We start from the raw sequence: 15,372 nt of genomic DNA on the forward strand, positions 1-15,372 counted from the left end.
CGAGCCGCCAGTACGCCATGTTGGATGGAGTCATGGCCTACCGACTCCCCCGCCCGCACCGCGACGACGTGCGCATCGCCGTCGGGGGCCTGCTCGGCGGGCTCGCCCTGTGGGGCGTCGGGCTCTATAGCCGCACGGCGGACGACCCGGTCTCCCTCGTCGATCAGACCTGGGTGGTCCTCGTTCCGCTGGTCGTCATGGCCGGCTGTGAGCTGATGCGCCGTACGCGGCCGCGCACCGCCCTGCTCATCGGCACCGCCGCCCTCACCGCCGACCTGCTCACCCGCGGCAGCCTGGCCACCGTCGTGATGTTCACGGACCTCGTGTACGCGGCCGTCCTGTACGGCTCGCCCGGTGCGGCCCGGCGCATCCCCTGGATCACCGGTCTGATCACGGTGATCGCAACGGTGTGGCCCGTCGCGGCCTGGCGCAAGCCGGAAGGACTGCTGATCGGGGCGTTCACCGGCCTGGTGACCTTCACCCCGGCCGCCACCGGCTGGATCGTCCGCAACCATCGCGACACCGCCGTCGCCGAGCGCCTGCGTGCCGAACAGACCGCCCTGCTCGCCGAGGTCGACCGCACCCAGGCGGTCACGTCCGAACGGGCGCGCATGGCACGGGAGTTGCACGACATGGTCGCCAACCACCTGTCCGCGATCGCCATCCACTCGACCGCCGCGCTCTCGCTCGACGACCCGAAGACGTCCCAGGACGCCCTCGCCGTCATCCGCGAGAACAGCGTCGAGGGCCTCGCCGAGATGCGCCGGCTCATCGGCATCCTGCGCGACGACAGCGGCGACAAGGAGCCCGCCGCGGCGCCCACCCTCGACGGCCTCGAAGCGCTCCTGGCGGGCGCCCGCACCAACGGACTCGACGTCGCCCTCGACGCGACGCACGAGGACCGGCTGCCCGCTCCGGTCGAGCTCGCCGCGTACCGCATCGTCCAGGAGTCCCTGACCAACGCCCTCAAGCACGCCTCCCCGGGCCAGGTCACCGTGACGCTCGCCCAGCCGGACGGCTCGCTCACGGTGCGGGTACGCAGTCCGTACGGCGACCGGGACGGGCCGCGGGCTCCGGGATCGGGCGCCGGGCTGGTCGGCATGCGGGAGCGAGTCGCCCTCCTGCGCGGCACCTTCGAGGCCGGCCCCGAGGACTCCCCCACCGGCAGGGTCTGGACCGTACGCGCCGCCCTGCCCCTGTCCCAAGGAGAAGACGCATGATCCGCGTGCTCGTCGCCGAGGACCAGTCCGCCGTACGGGCCGGGCTCGTCCTCATCCTGCGCAGCGCGCCCGACATCGAGGTGGTCGGGGAGGCGGCGGACGGGGAGCGGGCGGTCGCGCTCGCCCGTGAACTCCGGCCGGATCTCGTCCTGATGGACATCCAGATGCCCCGGCTCGACGGGGTCTCCGCCACCCGCCAGGTCGTCGCCGAGCAGCTCGCCGACGTCCTGGTGCTCACCACCTTCGACCTCGACGAGTACGTGTTCGGGGCGCTGCGCGCGGGCGCCTCCGGCTTTCTGCTGAAGAACACCGACGCGAAGGGCCTGCTGGAGGCGGTGCGGACGGTGGCGCGCGGCGAAGGGCTGATCGCTCCGGCGGTCACGCGCCGGCTGATCGCCGAGTTCGCAGCGAAGCCCGTACGGGAGCCGACGGCCGACCCGGCCGTCCTGGAAGCGCTGACCCGCCGGGAGCGGGAGGTGCTGTGCTGTCTCGGGGAGGGGCTCTCGAACGCGGAGATCGCGGGCCGTCTGGACATGGCGGAGGCGACGGTGAAGACCCACGTCAGCCGCCTGCTGGGGAAACTGGAGCTGCGCAGCCGGGTCCAAGCGGCCGTTCTCGCTCGGGAGTTGGGCGTCTAACACAGCCGGAACACAGGCATCCACCTACTGGTCCAGACCTATTGACCTATGGTCCAGACCTTTCTATTCTCGCCGCACTGCGCTTAGCCATGCCCACGACACCCCCGACTCCCGAGGAGAGGCATCCATGCGCTTCCGGCAGAGAGCCAGACAACGAACCGTGGCAGGACTCACCACCCTGCTCCTCCCGCTCGCCGCGCTGGTCGGCCTCGCGAGCCCCGCCCACGCGGCCACCACCGCCACCGCCACGTACACCAAGAGCTCGGACTGGGGTACGGGCTTCGAAGGCAAGTGGACCGTCACCAACACCGGTACCACCGCCCTCAGTTCCTGGACGATCGAGTGGGACTTCCCCTCCGGTACGTCGGTGACGTCGGCGTGGGACGCGGACGTCACGTCCTCCGGCACCCACTGGACCGCCAAGAACAAGTCCTACAACGGCACCCTCGCCGCGGGCGCCTCCGTCTCCTTCGGCTTCAACGGCGCCGGCTCCGGCTCACCCTCCAACTGTCTGCTGAACGGCGGCAGTTGTGACGGCGGCACCACCGTCCCCGGCGACAGCGCGCCCTCCGCGCCCGGCACTCCCACCGCCTCCTCGATCACCGACACCTCGGTGAAGCTCGACTGGAGCGCGGCCACCGACGACAACGGCATCAAGAACTACGACGTTCTGCGCGGCGGCACCAAGGTCGCGACCGTGACGACGACCTCGTACACGGACACCGGTCTCACCGCCGGCACCGACTACTCGTACACCGTCCAGGCCCGTGACACCGCCGACCAGACCGGACCGGTCAGCGGCGCGGTCGCCGTGCACACCACCGGCGGCACCACGACCCCGCCGACCACGAGCGGCGCGGTCAAGCTCGGCTACTTCACCGAGTGGGGCATCTACGGCCGCAACTACAACGTCAAGAACCTGGTGACGTCGGGCTCGGCCGCGAAGATCACGCACATCAACTACGCCTTCGGCAACGTCACCGGCGGCAAGTGCGCGATCGGCGACTCCTACGCCGACTACGACAAGGCGTTCACCGCCGACCAGTCGGTCAGCGGCGTCGCCGACACCTGGGACCAGCCGCTGCGCGGCAACTTCAACCAGCTGCGCGAGCTGAAGGCCAAGTACCCGAACCTCAAGGTGCTGTGGTCCTTCGGCGGCTGGACCTGGTCCGGCGGCTTCGGACAGGCCGCGGCCGACCCCGCCGCCTTCGCCCAGTCCTGCTACGACCTGGTCGAGGACCCGCGCTGGGCCGATGTCTTCGACGGCATCGACATCGACTGGGAGTACCCGAACGCCTGCGGTCTGTCCTGCGACACCAGCGGCTCGGCGGCCTTCAAGAACGTGATGTCCGCGCTGCGCGCCAAGTTCGGCTCCAGCAACCTGGTCACCGCGGCCACCACCGCCGACGGCTCCACCGGCGGCAAGATCGAGGCCGCGGACTACGCGGGCGCCGCACAGTACGTCGACTGGTACAACGTGATGACGTACGACTTCTTCGGTGCCTGGGACGCGACCGGGCCGACCGCCCCGCACTCCCCGCTCACCTCGTACAGCGGCATCCCGAAGGCCGGCTTCACCACGGCCGACGCGATGGCCAAGTTCAAGGCGATCGGCGTCCCCGCGAGCAAGCTGCTGATCGGCATCGGCTTCTACGGGCGCGGCTGGACCGGCGTCACCCAGGACGCGCCGGGCGGCACCGCCACGGGCCCGGCCGCAGGCACGTACGAGCAGGGCATCGAGGACTACAAGGTCCTCAAGACGTCCTGCCCGTCCACCGGCACCATCGCCGGCACGGCGTACGCGCACTGCGGCAGCAACTGGTGGTCGTACGACACCCCGACCACCATCGGTACGAAGATGGCGTGGGCCAAGACCCAGGGTCTGGGCGGCGCGTTCTTCTGGGAGTTCAGCGGTGACACCACCAGCGGCGAGCTGGTGAGCGCCATCAACAGCGGACTGAGCTAAGCGGCGTTAAGCGCTAAGAGCTAAGCGACATTGACGCTCCCCCAGACTTCGTCCGGGGGGACCCCCACCCAACGAGTGAATGTGGCTACGCCACATTCACTCGTTGTCCGGGCGGGGCTGCTTCCAGCCACGCGAGAAAACCGGTCAGCGCGTCTTCGCTCATCGCCAGCTCAAGGCGTGTCCCGCGGTGGAGACAGACGAGGATGATCGCGTCGGAGAGCAGCGCCAGCTCCTCCTCACCCTCGGGGGCGCGGCGGCCCGCCACCTCGATCGCCGAGCGCTCCAGGGTGCGGCGCGGTCGGGGGGCGTAGGAGAAGACGCGGTACCACTCGATGCGGTCGCCGTTGTAGCGGGCGACCCCGTAGCTCCAGCCTTTGCCGTTGGGGTCACCCTTCTCGGGGACATCCCAGCGCAGGCTGCAGTCGAACGTTCCGCCGGAGCGCTGGATCAGCCGGCGGCGGAGGCCGAAGACGAACAGCCCCACCACCACGAGCGCCACTACCAACCCGCACACAGTCAGAGCGAGGACCATCGACACCGACCTCCTCGTCTCCTAGGTAAAGCAGGTAATGAAACGGAAAAAAGCACCCGCATCGCCTCAGCCGCGGCCCGGTCTGGATATCTCCAGTCCCGGCCGCGGCTGAGTCACGTCATTCCGTGCGCGCTGGGTTCAGCGCGCTGACACCGCACGCAGGCGGACGTCCGCGCGACGCTCGGCGGAGGCATCGCCCTCCGCCTTCGCGCGCTCGAGCTCCCGCTCCGCACGCTGGACATCGATCTCGTCCGACAGCTCGGCGATCTCGGCCAGCAGCGACAGCTTGTTGTCGGCGAACGAGATGAAACCGCCGTGCACCGCGGCGACGACCGTTCCACCATCACTCGTACGGATGGTCACCGGGCCCGACTCCAGCACACCGAGAAGCGGCTGGTGACCGGGCATGACGCCGATGTCGCCGGACGTGGTACGCGCGACGACCAGGGTGGCCTCGCCGGACCAGACACTGCGGTCCGCGGCGACGAGCTCGACGTGCAGCTCAGTAGCCAAGGTGGGCTCCTCGGGTCACCACCCGGCGTTACTGCCGGGTGTTGGGTCAAAGTCTAGTAGGCGTACGAAGAGGGGCGGGACGCACCCGCCCCTCTTCATGAACACGAAGTTCAGGAGACGCCGAGCTCCTTGGCGTTGGCCTTGAGGTCCTCAATGCCACCGCACAGGAAGAACGCCTGCTCCGGGAAGTGGTCGTACTCGCCGTCGATGATCGCGTTGAAGGCCACGATCGACTCGTCCAGCGGGACGTCCGACCCGTCGACGCCGGTGAACTGCTTGGCGACGTGGGTGTTCTGGGACAGGAAGCGCTCCACGCGACGGGCACGGTGGACGGTGAGCTTGTCCTCCTCGCCCAGCTCGTCGATACCGAGGATCGCGATGATGTCCTGAAGGTCCTTGTACTTCTGCAGAACCGACTTGACGCGCATCGCGGCCGCGTAGTGGTCCGCCGCGATGTAGCGGGGGTCCAGGATGCGGGACGTGGAGTCCAGCGGGTCCACGGCCGGGTAGATGCCCTTCTCGGAGATCGGACGGGAGAGAACCGTCGTCGCGTCGAGGTGGGCGAACGTGGTGGCCGGGGCCGGGTCGGTCAGGTCGTCCGCGGGGACGTAGATCGCCTGCATCGAGGTGATCGAGTGACCACGGGTCGAGGTGATGCGCTCCTGGAGGAGACCCATCTCGTCGGCCAGGTTCGGCTGGTAACCCACCGCGGAGGGCATACGGCCGAGCAGGGTCGAGACCTCGGAACCGGCCTGCGTGAAGCGGAAGATGTTGTCGATGAAGAACAGCACGTCCTGCTTCTGCACATCGCGGAAGTACTCCGCCATGGTCAGACCGGCCAGCGCCACACGGAGACGGGTGCCCGGGGGCTCGTCCATCTGACCGAAGACAAGGGCGGTCTTGTCGATGACGCCCGAGTCCGACATCTCCTCGATGAGGTCGTTGCCCTCACGGGTGCGCTCGCCGACACCGGCGAACACGGAGACACCGTCGTGGTTGTTGGCGACGCGGTAGATCATCTCCTGGATGAGCACCGTCTTGCCGACACCGGCACCACCGAACAGACCGATCTTGCCACCCTTGACGTACGGGGTGAGAAGGTCGATGACCTTGACGCCGGTCTCGAACATCTCGGTCTTCGACTCGAGCTCGTCGAAGCGCGGGGCCTTGCGGTGGATGGACCAGCGCTCGCCGTCGTACTTCTCGTCGGAGTTCAGCACCTCACCGAGGGTGTTGAACACCTTGCCCTTGGTGAAGTCACCGACCGGGACTGAGATACCCGTGCCGGTGTCGGTGACCGCGGCCTGGCGGACCAGACCGTCGGTGGGCTGCATGGAGATCGTGCGGACCAGGCCGTCACCCAGGTGCTGGGCGACTTCCAGGGTCAGCGTCTTCTTCTCGCCGGCGTTGGCCGGGTCGGCCACCTCGACGTGAAGGGCGTTGTAGATGTCCGGCATGGCGTCGACGGGGAATTCCACGTCGACGACCGGGCCGATGACCCGGGCGACGCGGCCCGTGGCAACGGCCGTCTCAACTGTCGTCGTCATTACCTGTCACTCCCCGCGGTCGCGTCGGCCAGGGCTGCGGAGCCACCGACGATCTCGCTGATTTCCTGGGTGATTTCGGCCTGGCGGGCCGCGTTGGCAAGGCGGGAGAGCGTGGTGATCAGGTCTCCCGCGTTGTCGGTCGCCGACTTCATCGCGCGGCGGGTGGCGGCGTGCTTGGAGGCAGCCGACTGGAGCAGCGCGTTGTAGATACGGCTCTCGACGTACCGCGGCAGCAGGGCGTCAAGGACGTCCTCCGCCGACGGCTCGAACTCGTACAGCGGAAGGATCTCGCCCTTGGGCGCCTCCTCCGCAACCTCTTCGAGGCGCAGCGGCAGCAGGCGGCCGTCGACCGCCGTCTGCGTCATCATCGAGACGAACTCGGTGTAGACGATGTGGAGTTCGTCCACGCCGCCCTCAGCCGTCTCCTTCTCGATGGCCTCGATCAGCGGACCCGCGACCTTCTTCGCGTCCGCGTAGGTGGGCTCGTCGGTGAAGCCCGACCACGACTCCACGACCTTGCGCTCGCGGAAGTGGTAGTGGGCGAGACCGCGGCGGCCGACGATGTACGTGTCGACCTCCTTGCCCTCGGCCTCAAGGCGGGCGGTCAGCTGCTCCGCCTCCTTGATGGCGTTGGAGTTGAACGCGCCGGCCAGTCCGCGGTCGCTCGTGAGGAGCAGCACCGCGGAACGGGTCGCCGTCTCCGCCTCCGTGGTCAGCGGGTGCTTGGTGTTCGAGCCGGTGCCGACCGCCGTGACCGCGCGGGTGAGCTCGGTCGCGTACGGCGCGGAGGCCGCCACCTTGCGCTGCGCCTTGACGACGCGCGAGGCGGCGATCATCTCCATCGCCTTGGTGATCTTCTTGGTCGCGGTGACGGACTTGATACGACGCTTGTAGACCCGGAGCTGGGCTCCCATGAGTCAGGTCCCTTCCGTCGTCACTTGGCCGCGGCGGCCGGAGCGTCTTCGCCGAGAAGCTTGCCGTCCGAGGTCTCGAACTGCTTCTTGAAGTCCGCGATGGCGTCGGCGACAGCGGTGAGGGTGTCGTCCGACATCTTCGCGCCCTCCTTGATGGAGGTCATGAGGCCCTGCTCCTTGCGGTGCAGGTACTCCAGGAGCTCCTTCTCGAAGCGGCGGACGTCGGAGACCGGTACGTCGTCCATCTTGCCGGTGGTACCGGCCCACACGGAGACGACCTGGTCCTCGGTCGGCATCGGCTGGTACTGAGGCTGCTTGAGCAGCTCGACCAGACGCTGACCGCGCTCCAGCTGGGACTTCGACGCGGCGTCCAGGTCGGAACCGAAGGCGGCGAACGCCTCCAGCTCACGGTACTGGGCGAGGTCGAGGCGGAGACGGCCGGACACCTGGCGCATCGCCTTGTGCTGGGCGGAGCCACCGACGCGGGAGACCGAGATACCGACGTTCAGGGCCGGACGCTGGCCGGCGTTGAACAGGTCGGACTCCAGGAAGCACTGGCCGTCGGTGATGGAGATGACGTTGGTCGGGATGAACGCCGACACGTCGTTCGCCTTGGTCTCGACGATCGGCAGACCCGTCATCGAACCGGCGCCCAGGTCGTCGGAGAGCTTCGCGCAGCGCTCCAGCAGACGGGAGTGCAGGTAGAAGACGTCACCGGGGTAGGCCTCGCGCCCCGGCGGACGGCGGAGCAGCAGGGACACGGCGCGGTAGGCGTCGGCCTGCTTCGAGAGGTCGTCGAAGATGATGAGGACGTGCTTGCCCTCGTACATCCACTGCTGGCCGATGGCCGAACCGGTGTACGGCGCCAGGTACTTGAAGCCGGCCGGGTCGGACGCCGGGGCGGCGACGATGGTCGTGTACTCCAGCGCGCCGGCCTCTTCGAGGGCGCCACGCACGGAGGCGATGGTCGAACCCTTCTGACCGATGGCGACGTAGATGCAGCGGACCTGCTTCTTCGGGTCGCCCGAGCGCCAGTTGTCGCGCTGGTTGATGATCGTGTCGACGGCCAGGGCGGTCTTGCCGGTCTGACGGTCACCGATGATCAGCTGACGCTGGCCACGGCCGATCGGGGTCATCGCGTCGACGGCCTTGTAGCCGGTCTCCATCGGCTCGTGCACCGACTTGCGGACCATGACGCCCGGGGCCTGCAGCTCGAGGGCGCGGCGGCCGGTGGTCTCGATCTCGCCGAGGCCGTCGATCGGGTTGCCGAGCGGGTCGACGACGCGGCCGAGGTAGCCCTCGCCCACGGCGACGGACAGCACCTCACCGGTGCGCTGCACCGGCTGGCCCTCCTCGACACCGCTGAACTCACCGAGGACGACCGCACCGATCTCGCGCTCTTCCAGGTTCAGCGCGAGACCGAGAGTGCCGTCCTCGAACTTCAGCAGCTCGTTCGCCATCGCCGAGGGAAGACCCTCGATCTTGGCGATACCGTCGCCGGCGACGGTGACCGTACCGACCTCCTCGCGCGAGGCCGCGTCCGGCTTGTACGACTGGACAAAGTTCTCCAGCGCGTCCCGGATCTCCTCCGGCCGGATCGTGAGCTCCGCCATCTGGGTTCCCTGCTCTCCTTGTTGGGCCCGAAGTTTCACTTGGGGGGATGGGGACTCCCCCCTAAGAGAGGTGAATCCTCTGCACGGCCCAACCAGGGCCGTATGTACGTACTACGTATTGAGTTGCTGCTAGCCGGCCATGCGGCGGCTGGCGTCTTCAAGCCGGTCCGCGATGGAGCCGTTGATGACCTCGTCACCGACCTGCACCCGGATCCCGCCGAGGACCTCGGGGTCCACGTCGAGGTTGAGGTGCATCTGACGGCCGTAGAGCTTCGCCAGAGCGGCGCCGAGGCGCTGCTTCTGTCCGTCGCTCAGCGCGACCGCCGAGGTGACCACGGCGACCATGCGGTTGCGGCGCTCGGCGGCGAACTTGGACAGGGACTCGAGTCCCGCTTCCAGGCTACGTCCACGCGGAGCGGTCACCAGGCGCGTCACCAGACGCTCGGTCGTCACGTTCGCCCGGCCGCCGAGCAGGCTGCGCAGCAGCTCGCTCTTGGCCGCCTTGGCGGCGGCGCGGTCGGTCAGCGCGGCGCGCAGCTCGGTGTTCGAAGAGACGATCCGGCCGAACCGGAACAGCTCGTCCTCGACGTCGTCGAGGGCGCCCGTCCGCTGCGCCGCCGTGAGGTCGGCGGTGGCGGCCAGCTCCTCGATGGAGTCCACCAGGTCACGCGAGCGCGACCAGCGGGAGCGCACCAGGCCGGTCACCAGGTCGGCGGTCGACCCGCTGACCTGGGCACCGAAGAGGCGCTGGGCCAGTTCGGCCTTGGCCTCGCCGGGCTGCGCCGGGTCGGTGAGGACCCGACGCAGCGACACCTCGCGGTCGAGCAGCGCGGTGACGGCGGCCAGCTCGTCGGCGAGCTGCGCCGCGTCCACGGACGTCGAGTCCGTCAGCGCGTCGAGACGCTCACGTGCGGCTGCCAGGGCCTCGCGGCTCGCTCCGTTCATCGCGCAGCCTCGGCCTTCTCCTCGAGGTCCTCGAGGAAGCGGTCGATGACGCGGCTCTGCCGGGCGTGGTCCTCAAGGGACTCGCCGACCAGCTTGCCGGCCAGGTCGGTGGCCAGGTGGCCGACGTCCTGACGCAGCGCCTGAGACGCGGCCTTGCGGTCCGCCTCGATCTGCGCGTGACCGGCGGTGATGATTTCCTCACGCTGCCGCTGGCCTTCCGCGCGCATCTCGGCGATGAGCGTGGCGCCCTGCTCCTGCGCCTCCTGGCGCAGCCGCGCGGCCTCGTGACGGGCTTCGGCGAGCTGAGCCTTGTACTGCTCAAGAACGCTCTGGGCCTCGGTCTGAAGGGCCTCGGCCTTCTCGATACCGCCCTCGATGGACTCGCGACGCTGCTCCAGAACCTTGTTGATGTTCGGGAGGAGCTTCTTGGCGAGGAAACCGAAGACGATGACGAAGGCGATCAGGCCGATGACAAGCTCGGGGATCGGCGGGACGAGAGGGTTCTCCTTCTCGACCGCCAGAATGAGCAGCTGGCTCATGTCAGTGCCTTTCGTCTAGTGGGCTGTCGCTGATCGGGTGGATCAGGTGCCGTAGACGAACGGCATGACCAGACCGATGAGGGCGAGCGCCTCACAGAAGGCGAAGCCGAGGATCTGGTTGGCACGGATCAGACCGGCGGCCTCAGGCTGACGGGCGAGGGCCTGGGTGCCGTTGCCGAAGATGATGCCGACGCCGACGCCGGGACCGATGGCGGCAAGGCCGTAGCCGATGGAGCCGAGCGAACCGGAGACGGCGGCGAGGGTCTCAGTGGCAGCCATGCTGATTCTTCCTTCTCTGTACGGACCGGCGGGGGTTGGCCACCGGACGCTTAAGGGGGTTCTGGAGGGGGGTGCTCAGTGGTTCTCGGCGAGCGCGCCCTGAATGAAGGTGCAGGTCAAGAGCACGAAGACATAGGCCTGCAGGGCCTGGATGAACAGCTCGAAGGCCGTCATGACGATCACCATGATGAACGAGACACCCGCGTAGGCGATCCCGATGCCGTTGAGCAGGTACCAGGTGGCGATCGTGAAGAGCAGCAGCAGCGTGTGGCCGGCGAACATGTTCGCGAACAGTCGTACGGCGTGCGTGAACGGCCGGACGATCAGGTTCGAGAGGAGCTCGATGAACATGGCCAGCGGGAGAACCGGGCCCAGCGACTTGTCGTAGCCGGTGAAGTTCTTGAACGCGCCGACGAATCCGTGCCGCTTGAACGTCAGCGAGACCCAGGTGATGTAGACGATCGCCGCGAGGACGATGGGGTACGCGATGATCGACGTGACCGGGAACTGGGCGAGCGGAATGATCGACCAGAGGTTCATCATCCAGATGAAGAAGAAGAGCGAGACGACCAGTGGTACGTACTTCTCGCCTTCCTTCTTGCCGATGGTCTCGTAGACGACGCCGCGTCGGACGAAGTCGTAGCCCGCCTCGGCGACCATCTGGAGCTTGCCCGGGACGACCTTCGGCTTGCGGAAGGCGGCCCAGAAGAAGCCGACAACGATGATCGAGCCGAGCAGCGCCAGGAGCATCGTCTTGTTGAAGTACACGTTGCTGTCGCCGTCACCCCACAGGGGCTCGAACAGGAACGAGTGCAGGCCGGGAGCGGGGAAGCCACAGTCGGCGAAGATGTGGCAGTCGGTCTCGAAGGCGAGCACCTGCGTCGGGTCAGCACTCACCGCGGGCTCCTTCAGCGTGGCGCATAGGTACGGCAACCTCGTTGTGTCGGCGCGGCGCACAGCCGCGGTTCGGCACTGGACTGGTGTTACGGATGTGGGGGCGGCTGTGGGGCATCAAGCCTCGCGATTGAGCAGGCGTCAGCTCAGATGCCCGCGCCCGCGATGCCGCAGTTGGCACCGGACGATAGCAGGATCTCTTACGCGCACTTATTCCGGCCCTACCCCTCACGACGAGTGCCCCGTCTTTTCGGGCTTGTCGCCCTTCGAGGAGTCGGGTTCGACGTAAAGGATCTTGGCCTTCATCTGAGCACGCGCCTGTGCGCCGATCCACGCGAGCGTGGTGGCGACGAGCGAGATCGCGAAAGCCTTGGGATTGAACAGCGTCGTGTTCTTGAACGCGGCGACAAAGATGAACAGCAGAAGAATCTGCGCCGTGTAGAGCATGAGGCCCATCGCCTGGAACAAGTGCGGAAGCGATTTGGCGGTGCGCTGCAGTACGTAGAGCCCGATTCCCATGAAGAGGATCACGACCAGCGTCGCGACGATCGCCCCGATGGCTCCCTTGCCGCCCGCGACCACGCCGCTGACGACGGCGGCAATCGCGCCGACGGCAGCTGTGGGTACAGCGGCCTGAAGGAGAATCCGGACGTCATTGGACGGCATGGCGGCAACTCCGCTTGCTAAGGGGGGCGTGTCGTCATGGACGAGCGTAGTCCCGGGCTGAGAGGGAACCTCACGCCAAAGGACCGTCGCACTAGGGTCCTTCGGCTCTGTCCCGGGTTCTCGTGAACGGTATCACAAACTATTTGATGCGGTCTTTACCTAGAAGGTGTGCTCGCTGTCACACATGAGAGTGACGCTGCGCGTCTGTGCGCCCAGCGCGCCAAGTTGTCTGGTATTGGGGAGCTTTGCACCCCCACGACTTGGCAACGCGTTAGTCAGATTCTTACCTTGCGTCAGCGCGACGACCCGGCTTTGCGCCGATCCAGGAAGCGCGAACGGGGGCCAATTGCCGTCGCTCCGTTGACTCCTGAGACTCCCGCGGCGACCGGGGCACGGTGTTCGCGGGCCTCCTCCGGCTCCTCCTCGGCAGCCGCCGTCCCGTGTGTGACGGACGGCTCGGCCCCGTCGGCCACGGCGACGGCCCTGCGCCGGCGGTAGCGCGGCGGCACCAGGTGCTCGGCCCAGCGCGGGGCGCGCGGCGTGAAGCGGGGCAGCAGGAGCAGCACGAGACCGACCGCGCTGAGCGCCACGATGACGAGCACGCTCCACATGGCCCCTGAGTTGACCGAGTACGCGAGGGCGCCGAAGGCGATCGTCGCGCACCAGAAGTACATGATCAGGACGGCCCGGCTGTGCGAGTGGCCGACCTCGAGAAGACGGTGGTGCAGATGGCCGCGGTCCGCGGCGAAGGGGGACTGGCCCCGCCAGGTGCGCCGCACGATGGCGAGCACGAGGTCGGCGGCCGGCACCGCGATGATCGTCAGCGGCAGCAGCAGCGGGATGTAGACGGGCACCATCTGGTGCACGGTGTTGCGCTCCGAACCGGAGAACAGGTTCATCGCGTCGGGGTCGACCTGCCCCGTGATGGAGATCGCGCCGGCGGAGAGCACCAGCCCGATGAGCATCGAGCCGGAGTCGCCCATGAAGATCCGCGCGGGATGCATGTTGTGCGGCAGGAAGCCCAGGCACATGCCCATCAGGACCGCCGCGAACAGCGTCGCCGGGGCCGCGGCCTCGATGCCGTACGAGTACCAGATCCGGTAGGCGTACAGGAAGGACGCGGCGGCCGCGATGCACACCATGCCAGCGGCGAGGCCGTCGAGGCCGTCCACGAAGTTCACGGCGTTGATGGTGATCACGACGAGGGCGACGGTGAGGAGGGTGCCCTGCCACTGGGTCAGCGCGACCAGGCCGACACCGGGGATCGGCAGCCACAGGATCGTCAGACCCTGCATGACCATCACACCCGCGGCGATCATCTGACCGCCCAGCTTGATCAGGGCGTCGATCTCGAACTTGTCGTCCAGGACGCCGATCAGCCAAATCAGCGCCGCGCCGGAGAGCAGGGCGCGCGGTTCGTTGGAGTTCGAGAAGACCGCGTTGAGGTTCTTCAGGTGGTCGGCGACCAGCAGGCCCGCGCACAGCCCGAAGAACATCGCGATGCCGCCGAGCCGCGGAGTGGGTTCCCGGTGCACATCGCGCGCACGGATTTCCGGCATGGCTCCGGCCACGATCGCGAACTTGCGTACCGGCCCTGTCAGCAGATACGTCACCGCGGCCGTGATGCAGAGCGTCAGCAGGTATTCACGCACGGGCTTCCCCACAGGTCTCGCTGGCCATCTCAGCCCCACACCCTAGCGAGGTGCGCATACGGTTGGGGACTTCCGGGTAGCGACGATGGTTGCACGAGTGGCTGAGCCCGGGGGCGCGCCTGCCCCTCTCTAGCCGGGATAGGGCGGAAATCTTCCGGTCAGCTCCCGCACTTCTTCACGCGCTTGTCTGCCGTCGATGTCGTTCCGCAGCACCCCCGCGAACAGTACGGCGATCCGCTCCATCTCCGCCTCGCCCATGCCCTGGGTGGTGAGCGCCGCCGTACCGAGCCGCAGGCCACGGGCGTCCCCGTGGGGCAGCGCACAGGTGTCGAGGACCATTCCGGCGGCGGCGAGGCGCCCGCGGGCGGTGCGTCCGTCGACGCCGAGCGGCGCGGGATCGGCGATCAGCATATGGGTGTCGGTGCCGCCCGTGGTGATCGCGAGCCCCTCCGCCTCCAGCGCCGCCGCCAGCGTCCGCGCATGGGCGACCACCTGATGGGCGTACGCCGTGAAGGCCGGAGTCGCCGCCTCGCCGAAGGCGACGGCCTTGGCGGCGATGGTGTGCATCTGCGCGCCGCCCTGGGTGAACGGGAACACGGCCCGGTCGACCCGCTCGGCCAGCTCGGCGCCGCACAGGATCATTCCGCCGCGCGGCCCGCGCAGCACCTTGTGCGTCGTCGCGCAGACGACATCGGCGTACGGCACCGGATTGGGCGCCGCGCCGCCCGCGACGAGCCCGATGGGGTGGGCGGCGTCCGCGATGAGATAGGCGCCCACCTCGTCGGCGATCTCCCGGAAGGCGGCGTAGTCGATGTGCCGGGGGTAGGAGATGGAGCCGCACACGAGGGCCTTGGGCCGGTGCGTGCGCGCGAGGGTCCGCACCTGCTCGTAGTCGATGAGCCCGGTGTCCGCCTCCACCCCGTACCCGACGAAGTCGAACCAGCGTCCGGAGAAGTTCGCGGGCGACCCGTGCGTGAGGTGACCGCCGAAGGGCAGGCCCATCGCCAGCACGGTGTCGCCGGGGCGCAGCAGGGCGGCGTACGCGGCGAGGACGGCCGAAGACCCGGAGTGCGACTGCACATTGGCGTGATCGGCGCCGAAGAGCGACCTCGCCCGGTCGATCGCGACCCGCTCGGCGACGTCGACGATCTCGCATCCGCCGTGGTGCCGGGCGCCCGGATACCCCTCGGCGTACTTGTTCGCCAGCGGCGACCCCAGCGCGGCCAGCACGGCCGGCGAGGTGAAGTTCTCGGCCGCGATCAACTGCAGCGTCGTCGACTGCCGGTCCAGCTCCCCGAGGAGGATCTCGGCGAGCTCGGGGTCCTGTCGACGCAGGACATCCGCTTCAAGCGTTTGTGTGACCGGCATGATGGACTCCGGACCTCGGCGGGGACGCGCTACGTCCAATGTAGAACCGGGACCGTTGGGACGCCCGGTGTTACGTCCTGCCGGGT

General features: G+C 68.2%; 15 protein-coding genes. 3 read left to right on the forward strand and 12 right to left on the reverse strand.

The window, feature by feature from the left end; translation table 11 throughout:
* The first annotated feature begins 32 nt into the window (after positions 1 to 32).
* The 3 genes from OIC96_RS15085 (at position 33) to OIC96_RS15095 (ending at position 3,824) form a co-directional block, all read left to right on the forward strand.
* Entirely contained in the window at positions 33 to 1,220 is a 1,188-nt protein-coding gene (locus tag OIC96_RS15085) for a sensor histidine kinase (protein WP_330307338.1), read from the forward strand.
* Positions 1,217 to 1,858, forward strand: a complete 642-nt coding sequence (locus OIC96_RS15090; RefSeq protein ID WP_330307337.1) for a response regulator transcription factor — start codon at positions 1,217 to 1,219, stop codon at positions 1,856 to 1,858. Before OIC96_RS15085 ends, OIC96_RS15090 begins: the two co-directional genes overlap by 4 nt.
* A gap of 127 nt (positions 1,859 to 1,985) precedes the next feature.
* Positions 1,986 to 3,824, forward strand: a complete 1,839-nt coding sequence (locus tag OIC96_RS15095) for a glycoside hydrolase family 18 chitinase (RefSeq protein WP_330307336.1) — start codon at positions 1,986 to 1,988, stop codon at positions 3,822 to 3,824.
* An 85-nt stretch (positions 3,825 to 3,909) separates the two neighbouring features.
* On the opposite strand, the gene OIC96_RS15100 is transcribed toward OIC96_RS15095, so the two are convergent.
* The 12 genes from OIC96_RS15100 to glyA all read right to left on the reverse strand — a co-directional run bounded on the left by OIC96_RS15100 (position 3,910) and on the right by glyA (position 15,286).
* On the reverse strand, positions 3,910 to 4,356 hold the full coding sequence (locus OIC96_RS15100) for a DUF2550 domain-containing protein (RefSeq protein WP_330307335.1): 447 nt from the start codon (positions 4,354 to 4,356) through the stop codon (positions 3,910 to 3,912).
* Between the two features lie 138 nt (positions 4,357 to 4,494).
* On the reverse strand, positions 4,495 to 4,869 hold the full coding sequence (locus OIC96_RS15105) for a F0F1 ATP synthase subunit epsilon (protein WP_330307334.1): 375 nt from the start codon (positions 4,867 to 4,869) through the stop codon (positions 4,495 to 4,497).
* A gap of 110 nt (positions 4,870 to 4,979) precedes the next feature.
* The gene (gene atpD / locus OIC96_RS15110) at positions 4,980 to 6,416 is read right to left on the reverse strand and encodes a F0F1 ATP synthase subunit beta (protein ID WP_330307333.1); all 1,437 of its coding nucleotides are present in this window, start codon (positions 6,414 to 6,416) and stop codon (positions 4,980 to 4,982) included.
* Positions 6,416 to 7,330 (reverse strand): F0F1 ATP synthase subunit gamma, encoded by a 915-nt coding sequence (locus tag OIC96_RS15115; protein ID WP_330307332.1) that lies wholly within the window; start codon positions 7,328 to 7,330, stop codon positions 6,416 to 6,418. Before OIC96_RS15115 ends, atpD begins: the two co-directional genes overlap by 1 nt.
* A gap of 20 nt (positions 7,331 to 7,350) precedes the next feature.
* Positions 7,351 to 8,943: a F0F1 ATP synthase subunit alpha gene (atpA, locus tag OIC96_RS15120; protein ID WP_330307331.1), complete on the reverse strand. Its 1,593-nt coding sequence runs from the start codon at positions 8,941 to 8,943 to the stop codon at positions 7,351 to 7,353.
* A 129-nt stretch (positions 8,944 to 9,072) separates the two neighbouring features.
* On the reverse strand, positions 9,073 to 9,888 hold the full coding sequence (locus OIC96_RS15125; protein ID WP_330307330.1) for a F0F1 ATP synthase subunit delta: 816 nt from the start codon (positions 9,886 to 9,888) through the stop codon (positions 9,073 to 9,075).
* Positions 9,885 to 10,427, reverse strand: a complete 543-nt coding sequence (locus tag OIC96_RS15130) for a F0F1 ATP synthase subunit B (RefSeq protein ID WP_330307329.1) — start codon at positions 10,425 to 10,427, stop codon at positions 9,885 to 9,887. Before OIC96_RS15130 ends, OIC96_RS15125 begins: the two co-directional genes overlap by 4 nt.
* A 42-nt stretch (positions 10,428 to 10,469) precedes the next feature.
* Complete coding sequence (locus tag OIC96_RS15135) at positions 10,470 to 10,706, reverse strand: ATP synthase subunit C (RefSeq protein ID WP_043683105.1); 237 nt, start codon at positions 10,704 to 10,706, stop codon at positions 10,470 to 10,472.
* A 75-nt stretch (positions 10,707 to 10,781) separates the two neighbouring features.
* A complete protein-coding gene (gene atpB, locus OIC96_RS15140) occupies positions 10,782 to 11,603 on the reverse strand; it encodes a F0F1 ATP synthase subunit A (RefSeq protein ID WP_330307328.1) in 822 nt (273 codons plus the stop codon).
* 225 nt (positions 11,604 to 11,828) lie between these two features.
* Positions 11,829 to 12,266, reverse strand: coding sequence for a hypothetical protein (locus tag OIC96_RS15145; protein ID WP_330307327.1), 438 nt, complete (start codon positions 12,264 to 12,266; stop codon positions 11,829 to 11,831).
* A 293-nt stretch (positions 12,267 to 12,559) separates the two neighbouring features.
* Positions 12,560 to 13,918, reverse strand: a complete 1,359-nt coding sequence (locus OIC96_RS15150; protein WP_330307326.1) for an MraY family glycosyltransferase — start codon at positions 13,916 to 13,918, stop codon at positions 12,560 to 12,562.
* 129 nt (positions 13,919 to 14,047) lie between these two features.
* On the reverse strand, positions 14,048 to 15,286 hold the full coding sequence (gene glyA / locus OIC96_RS15155; protein ID WP_330307325.1) for a serine hydroxymethyltransferase: 1,239 nt from the start codon (positions 15,284 to 15,286) through the stop codon (positions 14,048 to 14,050).
* Positions 15,287 to 15,372: the final 86 nt, after the last annotated feature.

The sequence above is a fragment of the Streptomyces sp. NBC_00775 genome (genome assembly GCF_036347135.1).
GTDB lineage: Bacteria > Actinomycetota > Actinomycetes > Streptomycetales > Streptomycetaceae > Streptomyces > Streptomyces lutosisoli.

Coding starts and splice junctions, on each gene's coding strand:
- OIC96_RS15085 (WP_330307338.1), top strand. CDS start 33: ATGGCCTACCGACTCCCCCGCCCGCACCGCGACGACGTGCGCATCGCC.
- OIC96_RS15090 (WP_330307337.1), top strand. CDS start 1,217: ATGATCCGCGTGCTCGTCGCCGAGGACCAGTCCGCCGTACGGGCCGGG.
- OIC96_RS15095 (WP_330307336.1), top strand. CDS start 1,986: ATGCGCTTCCGGCAGAGAGCCAGACAACGAACCGTGGCAGGACTCACC.
- OIC96_RS15100 (WP_330307335.1), bottom strand. CDS start 4,356: ATGGTCCTCGCTCTGACTGTGTGCGGGTTGGTAGTGGCGCTCGTGGTG.
- atpD (WP_330307333.1), bottom strand. CDS start 6,416: ATGACGACGACAGTTGAGACGGCCGTTGCCACGGGCCGCGTCGCCCGG.
- OIC96_RS15115 (WP_330307332.1), bottom strand. CDS start 7,330: ATGGGAGCCCAGCTCCGGGTCTACAAGCGTCGTATCAAGTCCGTCACC.
- atpA (WP_330307331.1), bottom strand. CDS start 8,943: ATGGCGGAGCTCACGATCCGGCCGGAGGAGATCCGGGACGCGCTGGAG.
- OIC96_RS15125 (WP_330307330.1), bottom strand. CDS start 9,888: ATGAACGGAGCGAGCCGCGAGGCCCTGGCAGCCGCACGTGAGCGTCTC.
- OIC96_RS15130 (WP_330307329.1), bottom strand. CDS start 10,427: ATGAGCCAGCTGCTCATTCTGGCGGTCGAGAAGGAGAACCCTCTCGTC.
- OIC96_RS15135 (WP_043683105.1), bottom strand. CDS start 10,706: ATGGCTGCCACTGAGACCCTCGCCGCCGTCTCCGGTTCGCTCGGCTCC.
- OIC96_RS15145 (WP_330307327.1), bottom strand. CDS start 12,266: ATGCCGTCCAATGACGTCCGGATTCTCCTTCAGGCCGCTGTACCCACA.
- glyA (WP_330307325.1), bottom strand. CDS start 15,286: ATGCCGGTCACACAAACGCTTGAAGCGGATGTCCTGCGTCGACAGGAC.